19 protein-coding genes and 1 pseudogene are annotated in these 18,572 nt (G+C 56.6%); 6 read left to right on the top strand and 14 right to left on the bottom strand.

Translation table 11 applies throughout. The annotated features are described in order from the left end of the window. Positions 1–51 precede the first annotated feature (51 nt). On the bottom strand, positions 52–381 hold the full coding sequence (locus tag PspCFBP13508_RS14970) for a hypothetical protein (protein ID WP_137214963.1): 330 nt from the start codon (positions 379–381) through the stop codon (positions 52–54). On the opposite strand from PspCFBP13508_RS14970, the gene PspCFBP13508_RS14965 reads away from it, so the two are divergent. Then, positions 363–1,007 carry a hypothetical protein gene (locus tag PspCFBP13508_RS14965; RefSeq protein ID WP_137214962.1) on the top strand — a complete coding sequence of 215 codons (645 nt, stop codon included), beginning with the start codon at positions 363–365 and terminating at the stop codon, positions 1,005–1,007. The genes PspCFBP13508_RS14970 and PspCFBP13508_RS14965 overlap by 19 nt on opposite strands. A gap of 11 nt (positions 1,008–1,018) precedes the next feature. On the opposite strand, the gene PspCFBP13508_RS14960 is transcribed toward PspCFBP13508_RS14965, so the two are convergent. Together PspCFBP13508_RS14960 and PspCFBP13508_RS14955 are read right to left on the bottom strand one after the other, a co-directional pair. After that, a complete protein-coding gene (locus PspCFBP13508_RS14960; RefSeq protein WP_137214961.1) occupies positions 1,019–1,981 on the bottom strand; it encodes a toll/interleukin-1 receptor domain-containing protein in 963 nt (320 codons plus the stop codon). A 169-nt stretch (positions 1,982–2,150) separates the two neighbouring features. After that, positions 2,151–2,368 (bottom strand): annotated as a pseudogene (locus PspCFBP13508_RS14955) (bile acid:sodium symporter); the annotation flags it as partial. Positions 2,369–2,707: 339 nt separating this feature from the next. Between PspCFBP13508_RS14955 and yecR the strand changes: the two are divergent. Then, on the top strand, positions 2,708–3,016 hold the full coding sequence (yecR, locus tag PspCFBP13508_RS14950; protein WP_137214960.1) for a YecR family lipoprotein: 309 nt from the start codon (positions 2,708–2,710) through the stop codon (positions 3,014–3,016). 19 nt (positions 3,017–3,035) lie between these two features. Here yecR and PspCFBP13508_RS14945 read toward each other — a convergent pair whose 3' ends face one another. Continuing rightward, on the bottom strand, positions 3,036–4,643 hold the full coding sequence (locus tag PspCFBP13508_RS14945; RefSeq protein WP_137214959.1) for a hybrid sensor histidine kinase/response regulator: 1,608 nt from the start codon (positions 4,641–4,643) through the stop codon (positions 3,036–3,038). Positions 4,644–4,756: 113 nt separating this feature from the next. On the opposite strand from PspCFBP13508_RS14945, the gene PspCFBP13508_RS14940 reads away from it, so the two are divergent. After that, positions 4,757–5,362, top strand: coding sequence for a response regulator transcription factor (locus PspCFBP13508_RS14940; RefSeq protein ID WP_137214958.1), 606 nt, complete (start codon positions 4,757–4,759; stop codon positions 5,360–5,362). Positions 5,363–5,432: 70 nt separating this feature from the next. On the opposite strand, the gene PspCFBP13508_RS14935 is transcribed toward PspCFBP13508_RS14940, so the two are convergent. The 7 genes from PspCFBP13508_RS14935 to PspCFBP13508_RS14905 form a co-directional block, all read right to left on the bottom strand. Then, on the bottom strand, positions 5,433–5,636 hold the full coding sequence (locus tag PspCFBP13508_RS14935) for a hypothetical protein (RefSeq protein ID WP_130910058.1): 204 nt from the start codon (positions 5,634–5,636) through the stop codon (positions 5,433–5,435). 74 nt (positions 5,637–5,710) lie between these two features. Continuing rightward, positions 5,711–5,875 (bottom strand): rubredoxin, encoded by a 165-nt coding sequence (locus PspCFBP13508_RS14930; protein WP_130910057.1) that lies wholly within the window; start codon positions 5,873–5,875, stop codon positions 5,711–5,713. Between the two features lie 17 nt (positions 5,876–5,892). Beyond that, positions 5,893–6,231 (bottom strand): hypothetical protein, encoded by a 339-nt coding sequence (locus tag PspCFBP13508_RS14925; protein WP_137214997.1) that lies wholly within the window; start codon positions 6,229–6,231, stop codon positions 5,893–5,895. 14 nt (positions 6,232–6,245) lie between these two features. Beyond that, positions 6,246–6,959 (bottom strand): hypothetical protein, encoded by a 714-nt coding sequence (locus tag PspCFBP13508_RS14920; RefSeq protein WP_241662851.1) that lies wholly within the window; start codon positions 6,957–6,959, stop codon positions 6,246–6,248. 26 nt (positions 6,960–6,985) lie between these two features. Next, positions 6,986–7,708: a hypothetical protein gene (locus PspCFBP13508_RS14915; RefSeq protein ID WP_130910056.1), complete on the bottom strand. Its 723-nt coding sequence runs from the start codon at positions 7,706–7,708 to the stop codon at positions 6,986–6,988. Positions 7,709–7,749: 41 nt separating this feature from the next. Beyond that, a complete protein-coding gene (locus PspCFBP13508_RS14910) occupies positions 7,750–9,087 on the bottom strand; it encodes a saccharopine dehydrogenase C-terminal domain-containing protein (protein WP_137214957.1) in 1,338 nt (445 codons plus the stop codon). A 425-nt stretch (positions 9,088–9,512) separates the two neighbouring features. Then, complete coding sequence (locus PspCFBP13508_RS14905; protein WP_137214956.1) at positions 9,513–10,511, bottom strand: bile acid:sodium symporter family protein; 999 nt, start codon at positions 10,509–10,511, stop codon at positions 9,513–9,515. Between the two features lie 82 nt (positions 10,512–10,593). Here PspCFBP13508_RS14905 and PspCFBP13508_RS14900 point away from each other — a divergent pair, with 82 nt between their 5' ends. Next, entirely contained in the window at positions 10,594–11,382 is a 789-nt protein-coding gene (locus PspCFBP13508_RS14900; protein ID WP_137214955.1) for a helix-turn-helix transcriptional regulator, read from the top strand. Between the two features lie 239 nt (positions 11,383–11,621). Then, positions 11,622–12,596 (top strand): TerC family protein, encoded by a 975-nt coding sequence (locus tag PspCFBP13508_RS14890; protein ID WP_137214953.1) that lies wholly within the window; start codon positions 11,622–11,624, stop codon positions 12,594–12,596. A 123-nt stretch (positions 12,597–12,719) separates the two neighbouring features. On the opposite strand, the gene PspCFBP13508_RS14885 is transcribed toward PspCFBP13508_RS14890, so the two are convergent. Next, positions 12,720–13,820, bottom strand: coding sequence for a polyamine ABC transporter substrate-binding protein (locus PspCFBP13508_RS14885; protein WP_137214952.1), 1,101 nt, complete (start codon positions 13,818–13,820; stop codon positions 12,720–12,722). 249 nt (positions 13,821–14,069) lie between these two features. Continuing rightward, complete coding sequence (locus PspCFBP13508_RS14880; protein WP_137214951.1) at positions 14,070–15,476, bottom strand: cytosine permease; 1,407 nt, start codon at positions 15,474–15,476, stop codon at positions 14,070–14,072. Positions 15,477–15,799: 323 nt separating this feature from the next. On the opposite strand from PspCFBP13508_RS14880, the gene PspCFBP13508_RS14875 reads away from it, so the two are divergent. Further along, positions 15,800–16,285 (top strand): flavin reductase family protein, encoded by a 486-nt coding sequence (locus PspCFBP13508_RS14875; RefSeq protein ID WP_042606747.1) that lies wholly within the window; start codon positions 15,800–15,802, stop codon positions 16,283–16,285. A gap of 139 nt (positions 16,286–16,424) precedes the next feature. Here the strand turns inward: PspCFBP13508_RS14875 and PspCFBP13508_RS14870 are convergent, their stop codons facing one another. Beyond that, entirely contained in the window at positions 16,425–18,371 is a 1,947-nt protein-coding gene (locus PspCFBP13508_RS14870; protein ID WP_137214950.1) for a methyl-accepting chemotaxis protein, read from the bottom strand. Between the last annotated feature and the right edge of the window lie 201 nt (positions 18,372–18,572).

Genomic DNA, 18,572 nt, shown 5'->3' with positions numbered 1-18,572 from the left:
ACCGTGTGTTTTTTGGAGCGTCCCCACGGTCCCTAGCTAGCCGATTGCGCATCAGTCTGCATCTTCACCTAAATCTTTGAGCCTAACAAAGCTACCAATCGCACAGGCTTTTTTAGGCTGATAGGCTGTCAACGACGACTGCATAGCAGCCAACGCCCAATTTGCCTGTCTCAAATCTTTCCCATCCACTGTTTCCACCAGCAGCCACTTTTCACCGTGCGGGGTAGACGATGGCGCTTTGCCTTGCTGCCGGGCAGAATCAAGTGCCCGTGTGATAGATTCGGCTGGTCGGCAACGCTGATCCAACTCTACTTCGAGCTCTAAACCACTTTTACCTACGCAATGAAAAAAATGGAACGTTAATGCCAGACTGGATAGCAATCACTATAGCTTTCGCCCTCCTCATTTGTGCATTCATGTTTCTTGCCTGGATCCTGACGTCTGCACTTGAAGAATATTTCAAATCAAAATGGGAAAAGGAGTTTGAAGTGGACTTGATCCTGGCCATCAAAATCAGTCAGCCTTCATGGCCGCAAATCTTGCAGATTGCCGCTTCTCGTCAGGTCAGGAATGAGCGCATCTACTGGATTCTTCAACGACTGCTCAGGGAAATACTAACGGGCCGGAACACCGAGTTGGCATCTCATCGGGATCTGGTGGAGAGCTATATCAAACAGATGAAAGAGACGGAACCTTTCGAAGGCATGCCCAAGGAAATCAGAATCCACCTCGAGCGTCTGCGGGAGCAGTTGACGACCCCTGCGCAGTCCATGGAACCGTTAGCCGACCAAATACGTGAACTGCTCTCCGTAAATGATAAAGAGAAAAGGCAGCAGAAGTACTACACCACCGGCGGGTTCTTCGTCGGCATTCTCGGCCTCGCTTTTGCCGTATATCCATTGGTGTCCCTAAATTCACCCTTGCCGCCTGCAGCAACGAGCGCCCAGTCAACATTATCCGCCCCTCCGGCAAGCAGCACTCAACAGCACGGGCTGCCTGTACAGTAGCGGGCGAGAGGTTATGTAGCTGGGGGCAACAGGTGCTCCAGCGCGGCATAGCCTTCGGCGTCATTGATCATGAGATTGATCAACTCGGCAGGTGCGAGATTGAAAGCCTCGGTCTTGTAGGTCATGGCGAATACGCTTCGGGCTAGAACAGCACCTGCCGTTGCAAACATAACTTGATCGTCCGGAGCCTTTCGATCCGGGAAAAAAGCCGAAATGGTCGCTGTCCCCAGAGCACGCATGCCCCGGGACGGGCTGGAATAATCCCAATGCCAGCGTCCCTTCGAAGGGCAGTACGTGGGATTATCGTCATCGAGCATGAACCCCCACTCGTCGCTGTCGCACATCCACTGCGCGGGGAGCAGCAAACGCGGAGGCCTTCCGGCTTGACATACCCGCACCTCATGAGTGAGTGCATTCCCCCAGAGCTCCATTTTCTGTCGGCTAAAATAGTGAACGGCGCGCTGACGCAGGTCATTAGCCCTGAGCCTTCCGGCCATGTAAGTGTTCACTTGTGCCTGTGTCGCGCCTTCAGCTACACCCAGCAATACGGTGCTCAAATCCAGGCCGCGTTCAAGCAGCGGGTGAATATTCAGATACGCCCTGCCTGCCAGCGGCTCGGGCAAGTCCGCCGCGCTGTCAGCATCGAAAATCACCGGAATTATCCTGACGCCGTCATGGTCAGCGATTTGCGTCAGCATCTGGAGTTCCCGATATAAGCCTGAATTGACCCGTTGTGCCGCGACGAGGTAGTCGCTGTCACAGATGCAGAACACGCTGACAGGGCGTTGCCCCAGCGCTTGGGCAATAGTTTTGTCGATCGACTCACCGAAACCGATACTGTCCCGATCCCAGAACACGCGATATTTCCAGTCCAAAGGCTTAATGATGCGCTGGCGTAACCACTCTTTGTGCTCCAGCGGCCCGCCCCACGCGTAAGAAATAAAAATCGCGTCCTTCTTTTTTTCTTCCAGCATTCGACCAGATCCCTTTGATATCAGTGGCACTGGCAGCCACAACTTTCCGAGCAGGATAATGGCCGATCAACGGTCTGCAAGCCACTTTCGTTCAAGGCATCGCACGCGGCATCTGATTGATTTCGCCGTCTGCCGCTATGCATGGCATCTTGTCCGGAACTGAAAAGGGTTATGGGTCAACCTGCGCCATCAGATCCGACCCGGCTCCGGCCGTTTCGCATAACACTGCGCCAGTACCGAGCAGACCATCAACTGAATCTGATGGAACAGCATCAGCGTCAAAATCAGCACGCCGATAGTGCTGCCGGCAAACAACACCTGCGCCATCGGTTCCCCGGTGGCCACGCTCTTTTTCGAGCCGCAGAACAGAATGGTGGTGCGGTCTTCGTGATTGACGATCGCGTCGAGGGTCGCGCCGCCGTCGCCGAGGACATTGAGCAGCAGCGTCAAGAGCAGCGGTGTGCGGCTTTCGGTCGGGGTCGAAGACCTGCGTGCCGACCTGGCGCAGGCACTGGCGAAAATCTAGCACCGCGCCGGTGTAATACCTCAATGGCGGGCGCCTCATTCGAGTCGCCCGACGTTGCACTAGTACATTTGTGCTAGTCGACCCTTCGCCCCCTCGGCGCTATATTCCCTGCACCCTCAAGACGCTCCCATCGTTGCCCGTTCGCAGCGCGCGGGATCGTTGTGCCCGCAATTTAGAACGACACCAAGGAAGAAACACTCATGAAATCCCTGATCGCAACACTCACCCTTAGCGCACTTTTCCTTACTGGCTGCGCCACGCCGAAACAATGGGAAGCCACCGGCGGTAGCAAAACCGATGGCGTCGTCCAGGTCTCTTATGAACTGGGCCAATTCGAAAGCGGCCAGACCAACGCCGAGCAAGGCCTGACTATCGCCGAGCAACGCTGCAAAACGTGGGGCTATAAAACTGCCGAGATCACCGGCTCGGAAAAAAACATCTGCCGCACCATGGGCAAGTTCAATTGCCTGCAAACCACCATTACTCAGGACTACCTCTGCAAGCGATGACAGCTCGATTATTTCGACGCTAAAGCTGCCGGTCGCGCAACCCGCGCAGAGTTGCGCGCAACTCGGCGGGACGCACCGGCTTCGACAGAATCGCAATCTGTCGATCGTGCAAGGCAGCCTGGATCTTTTCGACGTCATGCCCGGTGATGATCATCGCCGGCACTGCCCAGCCGCGTTGCTTGCGCACCTCATCGATGCACTCGATGCCGGTAGCGTGGGTGCCGAGGTCATAGTCGGCGACGATGATGTCGCAGTCGGTGTGCAGATCTTCAGCAGACCACTCGGCCTGCACCACACAGCCCCAGCGTTCAAGCAATGCTGAAGTTGCCAGCAACACGTTGCGGTCATCCTCCACCAGGCACACTTTCAGCCCCGTCAGCAAACCCGCTTGCCGCGCTTCACCGCGGACAACCAGTGACTGCGGTGCCGCTACGATCGGCAAACCGCCAAGGGTCACCGCCGTGCCGCGCCCCAACTTTGAACGCAGCGCCACTTGCAGACCGATCAGTTCACTCAGACGCTTGATGATCGACAGCCCCAGCCCCACGCCTTCGACGTCTTTATCGCGCACTTGCCGCACGCGATAAAATTCCTCGAAGACCTTCTGCAGATGTTCTTCGGCGATGCCGTTGCCGCAATCATAAATGACGATCGCCAGCCCTGCTCCGCGTCTACGCACGCCGATCAACACCGGACGCTGGGCGCCGTACTTGAAGCAGTTGGAGAGCACGTTCTGCACCATGGTCGCCAGCAGCGCCGGGTCGGTTCTGACCCAATAGGTGCACGGTCGCAGGCGCAGCTCGACGCCCGCCCAACGCGCTGCTTCCTGATGTTGGCGGACTATGTCCGCGAGCCATTCGCCGAGGTTCAGCGTTTGCATTTTCGCCTCGACCCGACCGTTATCCAGGGTGTAAAGGTCGAGAATCGACCGGAACAACTGCGAGACGTTGAGCAGCGATCGATCGATGTTATCCACCAGCCGGCGCTCGTCTTCGCCCAGGCGCGACTCACGCAGACAGGCAGTAAACAAGCCGATCGAATGTATCGGCTGACGCAGGTCATGACTGGCCTGCGCGAGGAAGCGCGACTTTTCCAGATTCGCCGCCACCGCTTCTTCGGACGCCTTGCGCGTACGCTCCAACAGCAAGTGCGCATAAAACGGGATCACCGTGCTGGTGATCAGCAGCATCAACACCATGAACGGCTGCGCCTGCCAATAGGGCGTCAGGCGATAGACCACCAGCAGCGCCGTAAGCGCCAGGCCGGTGGCGATCGCCAGATAGCGCGAGCCGTAGCGCATGCCGTTGCCGAGGTTGACCCAGACCATCACCGCATACAGCGGCAGCGCCGCCTCGCCGCCAATCACCAGACCAAAACAGGTACCGGTGTAATCGTGGACCATGGCAAAAATCCGCCGCGCCGGGTAATGCCCCGGCCAACGCGCAATGGCTTGCCGAAACACGATCGACGCCAGCAGGAACAGACTGATGTAGGTGATGACCGGCAGGTAGGTCTCGAAGCGATGGCCCGGCAAAAAGACCAGTACGACCATGTAAACCACCGCGATGGCGGCGATGATGATGCGCAGGTTGGCCTGGTCGAGTTCGGTGTTTTTCTCGAACTTCATGGGAAACGTCCTTGTGCAGCAATTGCAGTTTCGGAAGCAGCCTACAGGCAACCTTCGCGTCCAGTGCTAAGGTGCAGGCCTTGAATCACGCCTGACCCAGGGAGGGTCGCATCATGACGTGCCGGATCATCATAGCCGACGATCACCCACTGTTTCGCGAAGCGATGTTGCGTACTGTGCAGCGCTTGCTGCCGAGTGCGGATACCGAAGAAGCCGGAGACTTCGACGCTGTGCTGGGGCTGTTGGCGCTGGGTAACGAGCCGGACACGTTGATGCTCGATCTGCGTTTTCCCGGGCTGACCTGCATCAGCCAGCTCGCCGACTTGCGCCAACGATTGCCGCGCACCACGCTGATCGTGGTGTCGATGGTCGACGATCAAGCGCTGATCAGTGAAGTCATGGCGGCGGGCATTGACGGTTTTATCGGCAAGAACATTGCGCCGGATGAAATCGGCCAGGCGATTCTGGCGATCCGCAATGGTGAGGTGCTGGTGAAGTCGGCGCCGTCCGGCCTGTTGCCGCTGGAAACTGCGACAACGCTGACGCCGCGTCAACAAGACGTGCTGCGTTTGATCGCGCAAGGCAAAACCAACAAGGAAATCGCCCGTGAACTGGATATCTCCCCGTTCACGGTACGCATCCATGTGTCCTCGTTGTTGCGTACGCTGGATGTGCCGACGCGGGCGGCCGCGGCAGTAAAGTTTTCCGCAGGATTCTGAGGCTCAGCCGTGCAGCCCCGGCTCTTGGGTATTAACCTGATTGGCTTACTGGCGATCGGTATAGATCGCGTCACTGGTGAGTGGTAAAGCCAGCAATGTCGCCTTGGCTCAAGCATTGAACACAGGCGTAGTAAAGGCAGCCGTCGCCCCAGGGTTTGACCAACGTGCTGACCGACGGCGTGGTGGCGTTGTCGCTGTATCTGGAGGTGACCGCACCGGCGGCGTTGTAATTGCGTGACTCGATGTCCTGGGTTGATGCCGCAGGTTCCAGCATGATTCAGACAGGCCTGTTTCGCCTGCCTGTAAAGATTCAACGGGCCAGATGAGCCACTCGGCTAATCGCGCCAATCAGGCAAAATCTGCTTTGGGCATTTGGCAGTCCGGGCATAGCCAGTCTTCATGAACGTCTTGCCAGGCCGTACCGGGCGCAATTCCGTTTTCCGGATCTCCGGTCGCCGGATCGTATTCGTAACCGCAAACGGTGCAGGTTTTAGTCTGTTCTTGCGTCAACATCATCGATCTCCTTCTGTTTAAAGTGCGACGGTTGAAATCAGGCCGGCAGCGCCAAGGATGAAGCCAATCAATGCGCCGCGTTGCGGCAACTCGCGGAGCATGGCGTAGATCACAATAGGCTCCAGCACCAGCAACAACGTCAATGAAGCGACCGTTACCACCCAGATATTCCCGGTACCTTGATAGCCGAGCCAATAAGCCAGAACCAAACTGATCCCGGCTATGCATATCAAGAACATCGGTTTGATGAACATGCCGGGGGTTTCCAAGACCTTGCCCGGAAGCTTGGAGGCGTAGACCTCACTGTAGATTGTCAGTATCTCGCCAAAGACCATCAGCAAAAGAGCGATGATTATGTAATGTTCTTTTTTCACAAAGATCTCTTCTGCAGGATTGACAGGATTTCATTGATAACAATTTCGCCTACTTCGTCGCTGTCCAACTGAAAATGTGGGCCATCGTGGTCAAACAGAAACGTGTTTTTGTACTCTGCACCTTCAAAGCCACCAATTTTTCGCAGTATGCTCTCCGCCCGATCAAGCTTATCGGCGTGAAAGGTCTTTAAAATTTTTATCGCATTGCCAAAATGAATGGCTTCGTCGGCGATCAGGTTCTTGATCCACAAGTTGAATCCGGGATGGCCGAAGTCCTGGTAAAAGGTGTCTTTCTTGTACGTTTTCACCGAAACGTATTCGTCGTAAGCGAATAACAGGAGCAGATTGAATTCACTGGCAAGTATGTCTTCAAGCCCTGTGAAATCGCCAACACGACCTTTCAGGTAATTGATGAGTTCACGTTCGTCAGCGCCAAAGACCAGCCGGTTCAGCTCGAAGAATCCGTCCGCGTGATTGCGCTCATCGGCATACCAGAAATCCAGGTACTGAACGAAATAAGGGGAAAATTCTCTACGCCGGGTGTACAAAAAATTATAGAGATTCACAGAGTCGTATTCAGACACAAGATCGGCCATAAAAAACGCCTTAAAAGACTGATCGATGCCAGGATTGATCCATCCACTGGTAGCGACATCTTCGAAAATAGCCCTTGAACTCCAGTTACGCTTTTTCAAGAAAGCCGCTTCCATGCTATTTCTCTCCCGATTTCATGCAGTCATTCACTGAATTTTTTTACAATTGCCGGAATAATCATGTCCTTGATTTCCTGCCGGGAAATCGGGAAATCCGGCGCGTTATGATCCAAAACGAATGTTCCGGTGTAACTGGGCTTCTCGAAATCAATTTGAAAAATCTCCTCGAGTATCGCAGGCACTTCCTGAATTCTTCGCGGATACAATTCCCTGGCTTTTTTTACGAAGGCGAAGAAGTGCGTTACTTCGTCTTTTTTGGTTTTACGTATCCATGCCGACAACTGTTCCGAATTGAAGTTATCGTAGCTTGCGATGCTGCGATGATAAACGTGCGTCGTGATGATCTCGTCATAAGCAAGAGTCACCAACAGCTTTAGCGGATCAGCCGCAATGTTATCGACAATGCTGAAGTCCGGCTTGCGCAGCTCAACACTCAGTGAAACTTCATCAAAAGGAATAGCCGAATACGAAGCATAAATAAGCGCAAAACCGTAGGCATGGTCAATTTCATCTTTCAACCAAGGATTGAGCACGTCTTCGAGGGATTTGAAGACCTCTGGATAATTACCTTCCAGATACCAGTACAACCGGCGCGCGTCATATTCTGTGATTACCGAATCGAAAAATATCTCCCTCCATTCCTCGCGCTCCGACTCGTTCAGTTCCACTGCGGGAAAGCTGAAACCAGACAAGACTGCGGAAGCATCGGGAGTGGTGCGCGTGATCGCGCCGGTTGCCATCGACATACATTCTTCCTTGATAGATTGAACAAGAACCTGGAAAACACTCAGACCAGAAAATTGCCAAACAAAAGTGCATCAGTGGCGGCATCCGGTCGCCATTCGGTCTGCTGAAAAACAATCGGCTGCCAGTACTTTTCAACGATTCCGTAGATGAACTCCCAGTCCAGATATTCACTTTCCAGAATTCCGGCCCGAGGATTGGCCTGCGCCCACGCCATTCCAGCGACAATACTGGACACCACCTGCAGACTCGTAGCGCTGTTGTATTTGGCCATCTTGCGTGCCTTGCCAATGGACAGATTCGAGCCCATCCACACTGACGGATACTTGTCACTGATCAGAAACACGCCCAGTTCATCGATACCGGAAACAATGCCGTCTTTTAATACCTCCTTGGTTAACACCCGCTGTTCATTTCCATTGTCCAGCAGGGACATTGAAGCCACGGCCTGGTCACAGGGGTGGTATGCGTAATAAACGGTAGGGCGATAGCGGGGGTTATCGCCATCGCCTACGGTCAGATATTCGGCAATCGACAGCGACTCATTGTGGGTCAACAGGTAACCGGAAAAGTCCAGATAGTTCGGAGACCAGCTTCTGACTCTGACCTCACGCCCTTGCTCACTCATGGCTATCGCGTAATCGTTGCGAATCGCCGCTTCAGGCAATCTGACCTCATGACTGCCCCAGCCCAGTTCTGCTGGCTGCAGGCATTCGGTAATCAAACCGTCCACCGACCAAGTGCACATGAAGTGCTGTTCCGGACGCTGATCTCCGCAGACTTGAGTATCGCGCTCGGATATCTGGATGACCCTGATACCCAAGCGCTCGGCCAGTTCAGCCCAATCTTCGCGATCCCCGGTTTTATAAGCAACGTCATTGACCGCGGCCATTTGCGTCAATGCTTTTTTCAGCAACACGGAAATGAATCCCGGATTGGCACCGTGAGCGACAACAGCCGTTGCACCATCAGGGCGTTGCTGTTTTGTAAAACGCTTGAGACCCTCCCGCAAAGCAAAATTGCTGGTCAGGCCTGATTCGACTTCGGCTGTGTATTCCCAAGGTTCGATGCAAGTATCCAAATACAGTGCATCGTGCCTCTGAGCCAACATTATCAATGATTGAGTGGAGACCGAAACAGCCAGATTCAACAAAAAAACCTGGTCATTCAGAAAAGGCCCTATAACCTCTTCAAAGTTATGCGGGGTAATCAGTTTCTTTATCAAAGTCGCTGAATATTCTTGCGCAATGGCCTGTTTGGAGACGTCCAGATCTTTATCAAAGATTACAACATCGACCTGAAAACGTTCATTAATCAGGGGCAGCAAGGCCTGGGCAATGCTACCAAATCCGACAATGACAATCCGACTTATAGTTTGCATACGTAGAGTCCTTTACGTAAATCCTATTCACATACAGGCGCGCGGTCGCGAAGTACCAATATTGCAAAAAGTATCGACACTCGGCAGTCGATAATCGCTGAGTCTGCGACTGACCACTATAGGTTGATGTCTGCGAAGACGATGTCCTTATAACTCTCGTAGTACCAAGCTTCATGCCCGGTATCCATGCTTGCGAAGATTGGATCCTAAACAGCCGACTGCGGCATGGCAACCCCAAAACAAGAATATTTTTGAACGTTTTTCACGGACAAAATGCTTGCTCTCAAACCTGGCAATCACTAACTAATTGATAAAAATGAATTAAACACGATAAGACCGTTGCATCACTTCCGTGAACAACCTCACCTCGGTAGCCGCTGGAGCTGCGATGCTTCGATTCGTTATGTCCACACATGTGCTCTGGACTAAGGGTCAACCTGCGCCATCAGCTCCGGCACCGACTCCGGCCGGCGCGCATAACGCTGCGCCAACACCGCGCAGACCATTAGCTGAATCTGGTGAAACAGCATCAGCGGCAGAATCAGCACGCCGATAGTGCTGCCGGCAAACAGTACCTGCGCCATCGGCACGCCGGTGGCCAGGCTCTTTTTCGAGCCGCAGAACAGAATGGTGATGCGGTCTTCCTGGTTGAAGCCGAACGCTTTGCTCAACAGAATTGATGCCACCAGAACCAACGTCAGCAGGATGCAACAGACCAGTACCAGACCGAGCAACTCGAACAACGGAATCTGCTGCCAGATGCCCTCGTTGACCGCTTCGCTGAATGCGCCGTACACCACCAGTAGAATCGAACCCTGATCAACGAATTTCAGCCAGTTCTTGTTGCGCCCTACCCACGCGCCGATCCAGCGCCGGGCGATCTGCCCGGCAATAAATGGCAGGAGCAATTGCACACTGATCTTGACGATGGCATCGAGGGTCGAACCGCCGTCACCGTGAACGTTGAGCAGCAGCGTCACCAGCAGCGGCGTGAGAAAAATCCCGAACAGGCTTGAAGCCGCCGCACTGCAGATCGCCGCCGGAATATTGCCCCGCGCCAGCGAAGTGAAGGCAATCGCCGACTGCACAGTGGCCGGCAACGCGCACAGATAGAGCATGCCCATGTACAGCTGATCGCCTATCAGCGGTGACAACAATGGCTTCAGCGCCAGACCGAGGATCGGGAACAATACGAAGGTCAGGCCAAACACCAGCAGATGCAAACGCCAGTGGCCGGCGCCGGCGATGATCGATTCTCGCGACAGCTTGGCGCCGTGCAGGAAAAACAGCAGGGCGATGGCCATGTTGGTCAGCCAGCCGAAGCCGACCGCGACCTGGCCGCTGGCGGGCAGAAAGCTCGCCAGCAAGACGACGCCGATCAAGGTCAGGGTGAAGTTATCGGGCAAAAAACGTGGGCGCGTCATAAGATTCATCCGGAGGTTGCCAGTACGTGCGGACGACTCTAACGTGACTGGCAATTACCGACTAACGCCGAAGAGCCGCAAGATGCCGCCTAAAGGACATGCCAAGAGTGTTCGCCGCAGCGTTCCCGGGCTGCCCAGCCTGCCGCGCCCCGTGTACGGACGCACCGAATCGCTGCCGAATCGCGCCCTCACCCGCCGCCACAGTCATCCGTGGGTGCAGTTGTCCTACGCGATTCAGGGCGTGCTCGAAGTGCAGACCAGCGCCGGCCGATTCGTCGCGCCGCCGGAGCGTGCGGTGTGGATCCCGGCCGGCGTGCCGCACCGGGTGTTCAGCGCACCGCATACGGAAATGCGCAGCCTGTACATCGACAGCAGCGTCACCGGTTGGGCCGCCGGGCATTGCCATGTGCTGGGCGTCAGCGATCTGCTCAGGGAGTTGATCCGCGCCTTCAGTCAGGTCCCGGTCGACTATGACGAGAACGGCCCTGACGGACGCCTAGCCCAGGTCATCCTTGATCAACTCGGCGACGCGCCGACCATCGACCTGATGCTGCCGCTGCCGCAGGACGCTCGCCTGAAGCAGATCTACCAGAGCCTGGAACAACACCCGGAACAGCAGACCACCCTGAGCCACTGGAGCGAAAAATTCGGCATCACCGAAAAGACTCTGACCCGCCTGTTTTTGCGCGACACCGGCCTGACCTTCCGCGCCTGGCGTCAACGCCTGCGCTTGCTTGGCGCCCTGACCCCGCTGGAAAAAGGCGAGCGAGTGACCGATGTTGCGCTGGCCTGCGGATACGACTCGACCTCGGCGTTTATCGCCGCGTTTCGTCAGCAGTTTGGCGAAACGCCGGGAGAGTTTTTCCGCTGACACTTCGTTTTTGCCGAACTGTCCGTCAGGAATAAACGATTTTTCTTTGCTCCAGATCCGTCGCTAGCATGGCCCCGTCAGACTTTATCGAGAGGGTGCAGTGATGCCTGTGGGAGCGAGCCTGCTCGCGAATGCGGGGTGTGAGGCAACCTCCATCTCACTGATCCACCGCATTCGCGAGCAGGCTCGCTCCCACAGGAGAGGTGCTTGCTGCAAATAAAAAGACAGGGGAGCGTGCCATGCCTGCCACGAACATCAACATCGGCGAACCCTGGATGTGGGGCGCCTTCATCGTCTTCGTTCTGGCCATGCTGGCCCTGGACTTGTTTGTCTTCGGCGGGCGCAAGGCGCACCGGGTGTCGGTGCGGGAAGCGTCGGCCTGGGTGGTTGCCTGGTGCCTGTTGGCGCTGAGCTTCGCGGGATTGCTCTGGTGGTATCTGCACGGCGAATTCGGCGGTGAAATCGCCCGACAGAAAACCCTGGAATTTCTCACCGGTTATCTGATCGAGCAGTCGCTATCGATCGACAACATGTTCGTCTTCGTGATGATCTTCAGCTACTTCGCCGTGCCGCCGGAATTGCAACGACGAGTGCTGCTGTACGGCGTGCTGGGCGCGATTGTCATGCGCGCGATCATGATTTTTGCCGGTGTGTGGCTGGTGTCGCAGTTCGAGTGGCTGCTGTATGCATTCGGTGTGTTCCTGATCATCACCGGGATCAAGATGCTGGTGTTCGCTGATCATCAACCGGATCTGGAAAAGAATCCGTTATTGCGCTGGGTTCGCGGGCATATGCGCATCACCAGTGGCTTTCACGGCGAGAAGTTTTTCATCCTGCAGAACGGCGTGCGCTGGGCGACGCCGATGTTCCTGGTGCTGGTGCTGATCGAGGCCAGCGACTTGATGTTCGCCGTCGACAGCATTCCAGCGATCTTCGCCGTCACCACCGACCCGTTCATTGTCTTCACCTCGAACATCTTCGCGATCATGGGCCTGCGTGCGTTGTACTTCCTGCTGGCAGACATGGCTGACCGCTTTCACCTGCTCAAGTATGGCTTGGCGATCGTGCTGGTTTTCATTGGCGGCAAGATGGTGCTGATGCCGTGGTTCCACATGCCGGTGGAATGGTCGCTGGCAATCGTCGGGACGGTGATTCTCGGGTCGGTGCTGTTGAGCCTGGTGACCAGCCGCGAGGCAGAACGCCGCCCTGAATGACACAACACAACCCACCTGTGGGAGCGAGCCTGCTCGCGAATACGCCGGATCATTCAACATAGGAGTTGAATGACACACCGCTTTCGCGAGCAGGCTCGCTCCCACATTTGAAGTGCGGTGCTCTTATTTATCGGACTTGATACTGGTCCACACCCGCGTGCGCACCCGCTCCATTTTCTGCGGCAACGGTTGCACCACATACAGGGTTTTCAGCGCTTCGCTGTTCGGGGTCAGGTTGGGGTTGTCGGTGATGTCCTTGTTGACCAGCGGCATCGAGTCCTTGTTGGCATTCGGGTAACCGAGGAAGTCACTGATCGGTGCGATCACTTTCGGGTCGAGCAAGTGGTTGAGGAATTCGTGGGCCTCGGCGACGTTCTTCGCGCTCTTCGGAATGGCGAAGGTGTCGAACCAGATCGGCGCGCCCTCCTTTGGCAGACGCCAGTCGACCACCACGCCGTTGCCCGCCTCTTTGGCGCGATTGCCGAACTGGTAGAAGCTGCCGGAATAACCGATCGCCACGCAGATGTCGCCGTTGGCGATGTCGGTCATGTACTTGGCCGAGTTGAAGTAGGTCACGTAAGGACGAATCTTCATCATCAAGGCCTTGGCCTTTTCATAGTCCGCCGGGTTCTGGCTGTTCGGGTCGAGGCCGAGGTAATGCAGGGCCAGCGGCAGGATCTCCGACGGCGAATCGAGCATCGCCACGCCACAGGCCTTGAGCTTTTCCATGTTCTCGGGCTTGAACACCAGATCCCAACTGTCCACCGGCGCGTTTTCGCCCAGGGCAGCCTTGACCTTGGCCGGGTTGAAGCCGATCAGCACGGTGCCGTACATGTACGGCACGCCGTACTGGTTGCCGGGGTCGTTGGCGTCGAGCAACTTGAGCAACGCCGGATCCTGGTGCTGCCAGTTCGGCAGTTTCGACTTGTCGAGTTTCTGGAACACGCCGGCCTTGATCTGGGTTTCGAGGAATTGGTTGGACGGCACCACCAGGTCGTAACCGGAGTTGCCGGTGAGCAGTTTGGCTTCCAGGGATTCGTTGGTGTCGAAGGTGTCCCAGGTCACTTTGATCTTGCTTTGCTCGGCGAAGTCCTTGGGCACTGCCGGCAGGATGTAATCCGCCCAGTTGTACACCCGCAATTCGCGCTGCTCGGCCTGGACGGCGCCGGCCAGCAGCGTCAGACCACACACGGTGGCGCCCAGAATGCGTTTGATCGTGACCATGGTTGTTTCCCCGAATGCGACGTGAGATCGATGGTTTTTATGTTCTGTACACGGCAGTGGCTGTAACGGTAGCCAAGGGCAAAAAAGGTCGAGCCTGTTGTTATGGTTTCGATTCTTGCTGACAGCGTAGCGCGATGACAGTAGGCGGCAGGCCAAAAGGGGATCGATATGGCCAATTTCCGTGACCGCTGAAATACGCAAACAAAAATGCCCGGCGCTGGGCCGGGCATTGTCGGGTTGCCGTTGGGATCAGTCGGTATAGCCGAGTCTGGCCGCCCTGCTCTGCTGCGCCTGACCGCGAGTCGCCAGGCAGTAATACAGCGGCACGGTCACCACCAGGCCAACCAGCCACGACAGGTCGGCACCTTCCACCAGATTGGCGTACGGCCCCACGTACAGCGAGGTGTTGGCAAACGGCAGTTGCACGATGATGCCGATGAAGTAAGCAATGATCGCGTGCAGGTTGAAGCGCCCGTAGATGCCACCGTCAGCGCGGAAGATCGAGGCGATGTCGTAGTTACCGCGCTTGATCAGATAGAAATCGATCAGGTTGATCGACGCCCACGGCACCAGCACCAGCAACAGCGCGAGAATCAGTCCTATGAATTCGGAAATGAAATCCGCCGAGGCACCGAGGGCGACCACACAGCATCCGGCCAGGATCACGCTCGACAGCACCACGCGCACCTTGATGCTCGGCGTCCACTGGCTGGCGAACGTCTGGATCGAGGTGATGATCGATAGCACCGCGCCATACAGATTGAGCGCGTTGTGGCTGATGATGTTGAGCAGAAACAGCACCATCAGAATCGGCCCCAGCCAGCCGGTGGACTGCTTGACGGCCGCCATCGCTTCAGTGCCTTCCGGCGTCGCCAGCACTGCCACCGCGCCAAAACTGAACGACAGAATCGTGCCCAGCGTCGCGCCCAGATACGTCGCCCAGAAGGGTTTGGCGATACCGATGTCTGCTGGCAGATAACGCGAATAGTCGGAGACGTACGGCGAGAAGCTGATCTGCCAGATGATCCCCAGCGACACCGTCGCCAGCCAGCCGGACAGATTGAAACTGCCGCGCGTCAAAAAGTCCGCTGGCAGTTCATGGGCGAAGATATAGATGAACCCGGCGAGCAACGCGCCACCCATCACCCAGGTGCCGATGCGGTTGAGCGTATGGATGAAGTTGTAGCCGATCACACCGATCGCGGTGGCGGCCAGCGCGCCGATCAGAATGCTCAGCGGCGCTGGCACTGACGGCGCAATGCCGACGATGGATTTGCCGGCTAGCACGATGTTGGAAATGAAGAAACCGATGTAGATGAGAGCCGCGAAGAACACGATCAGCAGTGCGCCATAACGACCGAACTGACCGCGACTCTGGACCATTTGCGGAATGCCCATGCGCGGACCCTGCGCCGAGGCCAGCGCAATCACCACGCCGCCGATCATATGCCCCAGCGCAATCGCCAGCAGCCCCCAGAACAGATTCAGATGGAACACCTGGACCACCATGGCGCCGGTGACGATGGGCAGTGGCGCGATGTTGGTGCTGAACCAAAGAGTGAACAGATCGCGGGCCTTCCCGTGGCGTTCCGCGAGTGGGACGTAATCGACCGTATGATTCTCGATCAACGGATCTTGCCGGGACATCTGGGACATATGCATGAACTCGAGTTTGTCTGTTTTTATCTTTGTATGAAGCCAAACCGGGAGGACTCTTGGGTCGCCCCTCAGATGCAGACCATATTATGGTATTCCAGACTTTGCACAAGCCTGATCCGCTGAATCTGTTGCTCTCAGATCCGCTATCCTCGCTGATCCCACCCCTGACCGGCTAGCTGAAAGCCCCGTAAACACTGAGTTTCCGACGAAAGTGGCACGTTTATCGGTTCACCAGAAAAGCTCTTGCAAGATATGTATTACGGTATACCATCAGACCTACAAACCATAAAAACCGCGTCACACCACCCGAGGACCACCCAATGATCGATGCTGCCATTTACAAACAAGTCATGGGCTCGTTCCCGTCCGGCGTCACCGTCATCACCACGCTGGACGACGACGGTCAGATCGTCGGCCTGACCGCCAGCGCGTTCAGCTCCCTGTCGATGGACCCGGCGCTGGTGCTGTTCTGCCCCAACTACAGCTCCGATTCCTATCCCGTGCTGATCAAGAACAAACGCTTTGCGATTCACCTGTTGTCCAGCGTGCAGCAGAGCGAGGCCTATGCCTTCGCCCGCAAAGGCAAGGACAAGGCGCAGGGCATCGAGTGGACATTGAGCGCACTGGGCAACCCGATCCTCGCCAATGCGACGGCGGTGATCGAGTGCGAGTTGTGGCGTGAATACGAAGGTGGCGACCACGCGATCATGGTCGGCGCGGTGAAGAACCTGATCGTCCCCGAGCAGGTCGCCGGGCCGCTGGTGTATTGCCACGGCAAGATGGGCGCGTTGCCGGTTGTGGCTTGATTTTCAAAACCGCCGAAAAGCCATGTGGGAACGAGCCTGCTCGCGAAAGCGATGGGTCAGTTGTTACATTTTTGACTGATCTGACGCCTTCGCGAGCAAGCTCGCTCCCACAGGTTTTGGTATTGCCTGGGCGACTGTGTCAGGTCCGAAACCGGCTCACCAACTGATTCAACGTCTGCGACAACGCCGTCAGGTTCTGCGCATCCTGGCGAGTTGAATCCGCCAGGCTCGCCACCAACTGCGCATCACCATGAATCTGGCTGATGTGCCGATTGATGTCCTCCGCCACTTGATGCTGTTCCTCCGCCGCCGTGGCGATCTGCGTATTCATGTCGCGGATCACGTCAACCGATTCACGGATCAATTCAAAACTCGCCCGCGCCTCGTTGATCGACACCACGGTTTCCTGCGAGACCTCGAGGCTGGCGTGCATCTGCTTGCCCATCTGGTGGGTGCGCCGCGCCAGATTGCCAAGCAGTGCGTCAATCTCACCGGTGGAGTCGGAAGTGCGTTTGGCCAGCGCGCGAACTTCATCGGCGACCACGGCAAAGCCCCTGCCCTGTTCACCGGCGCGCGCGGCCTCAATGGCGGCGTTGAGCGCGAGCAGATTGGTCTGCTCGGCAATCGATCGGATGGTGCCGAGGATCGACTGGATGTCGTTGCTGTCCTGCTCCAGTTGCTGCATCGACTCGGCGCTGTGGCCGATCTCCTGACTCAAGCGCCCGACGTTACTCACCGCCGCGTCGATCTGCTGCTGCCCGGTGTGAGCCTGACGCTGACCGTTGTCTGCCGAGTCGGCCGCCTGACTGCACGAGCGCGCAACCTCGTTGGAAGTGGCGACCATTTCGTGGAATGCGGTCGACACCATGTCCACCGCCTCACGCTGACGCGAAGCGACGTCGGCCATTTCCGCCGAGACTTCGGTGGCGCTGCCAGAGCTGCTGTGAATCTGCCCCGCTGCCTGGCCGATGCGCTGAATCAACGTACGAATCGCTTCAAGAAACTGGTTGAACCAGCCGGCCAGTTGCGCGGTTTCATCCTGCCCACGGACTTCCAGTCGCGCAGTCAGATCGCCCTCGCCTTGAGCAATACCTTCGAGACCACTGGCGACACCACGAATCGGCTTGACCATCAAACCCGCGAACCACGCGCCAGCCGTCGCGAACAGCAGAGCGCAAACCACAGCGATAGCGCCAATCAGCCAAGTCAAACGGGTTGCCCCCGCCATCACTTCACTGGCTTTCACCAAGCCGACAAACCGCCAGCCCAACGCTTGCGAGGGCCAGACCAGAGCCATGTAATCCTCGCCGGCCAGCTGCACCTCGACCAGGCCTTTGCCCGCCTCGGCCAGTTGCTGATAACCGTCGCCGAGATCGCTGAGTTTCTTGAAGTTGTGCGCCGGATCGCTCGGGTCGACCAGCACGGTGTTGTTGGCTTCCATCAGCATCAGATAACCGCTCTCGCCGAGGCGGATCTGCTTAACCAGATCGGTCAATTGCTTGAGCGACACATCGATGTTGACCACGCCAGCATTGCTGCCCAACTGGTTGTTGAAGCTGCGCACAGTGCTCACCAGCACCACGTCATCCGCCGCCCAGTAATAGGCCTCGGTGCGCAGGGTTTTGCCGGGATTGGCCATCGCGGTTTTGTACCAGGGGCGGGTGCGCGGATCGTAGTTCGCCAACTTCGCATCGCCCGGCCAGAACAGATAACCGCCCTGCTCGGTGCCGACAGATAGATAGGTGTAGGCCGGATGGGCCTTGGCCAGACCGTCGAACAGTTTGAACAGCTGTTGATCCTGCGGCCCCATCGGCACTTGCGCGGCGTCACTGCTCAGGTAGCGTTTGAGGCTGGTGTCGATGCTCTGCAGTTGCGGATGCTCGGCCAGGTAAGCAACGTTCTGGCTGATGCCCTCGAAAAACAGCTGCATCGCGTTTTCCACCTGACGCACTTCGCGCCCGGTGCTGTCAGTAAAGGTGTCGCGCGCGCCCTCGCGGACATTGAGGATGATCAGCGCTGCCACCAGCAACACCGGCAGGCTGGCGATTACCGCAAACGCCAGAGTCAGTTTTTGTTTTATGTTCATTGCTTGCGCCTTCCTTGTTCGAAGTGTCGGTCAGAAATATTTTGCGGATATTCCGTATTATGGTATACCAATATTCAATCAACCGAACAGCCGTCCTCGAAGGCGTGCCTGAATGGTGAGAAGACTCGCGAGCGCACAGCGCTCACGTCAGTTCGACAGGCCCGCATACGACCGGCCAATTACAAAAGACTCGAGGTAGCG

Origin of the sequence: Pseudomonas sp. CFBP13508 (assembly GCF_005233515.1) — a bacterium.
In the GTDB taxonomy this organism is placed as follows: Bacteria; Pseudomonadota; Gammaproteobacteria; order Pseudomonadales; family Pseudomonadaceae; genus Aquipseudomonas; species Aquipseudomonas mercuritolerans.
Note: the sequence above shows the minus strand (reverse complement) of the source record. Positions and strands in the feature narration are given on the sequence as shown.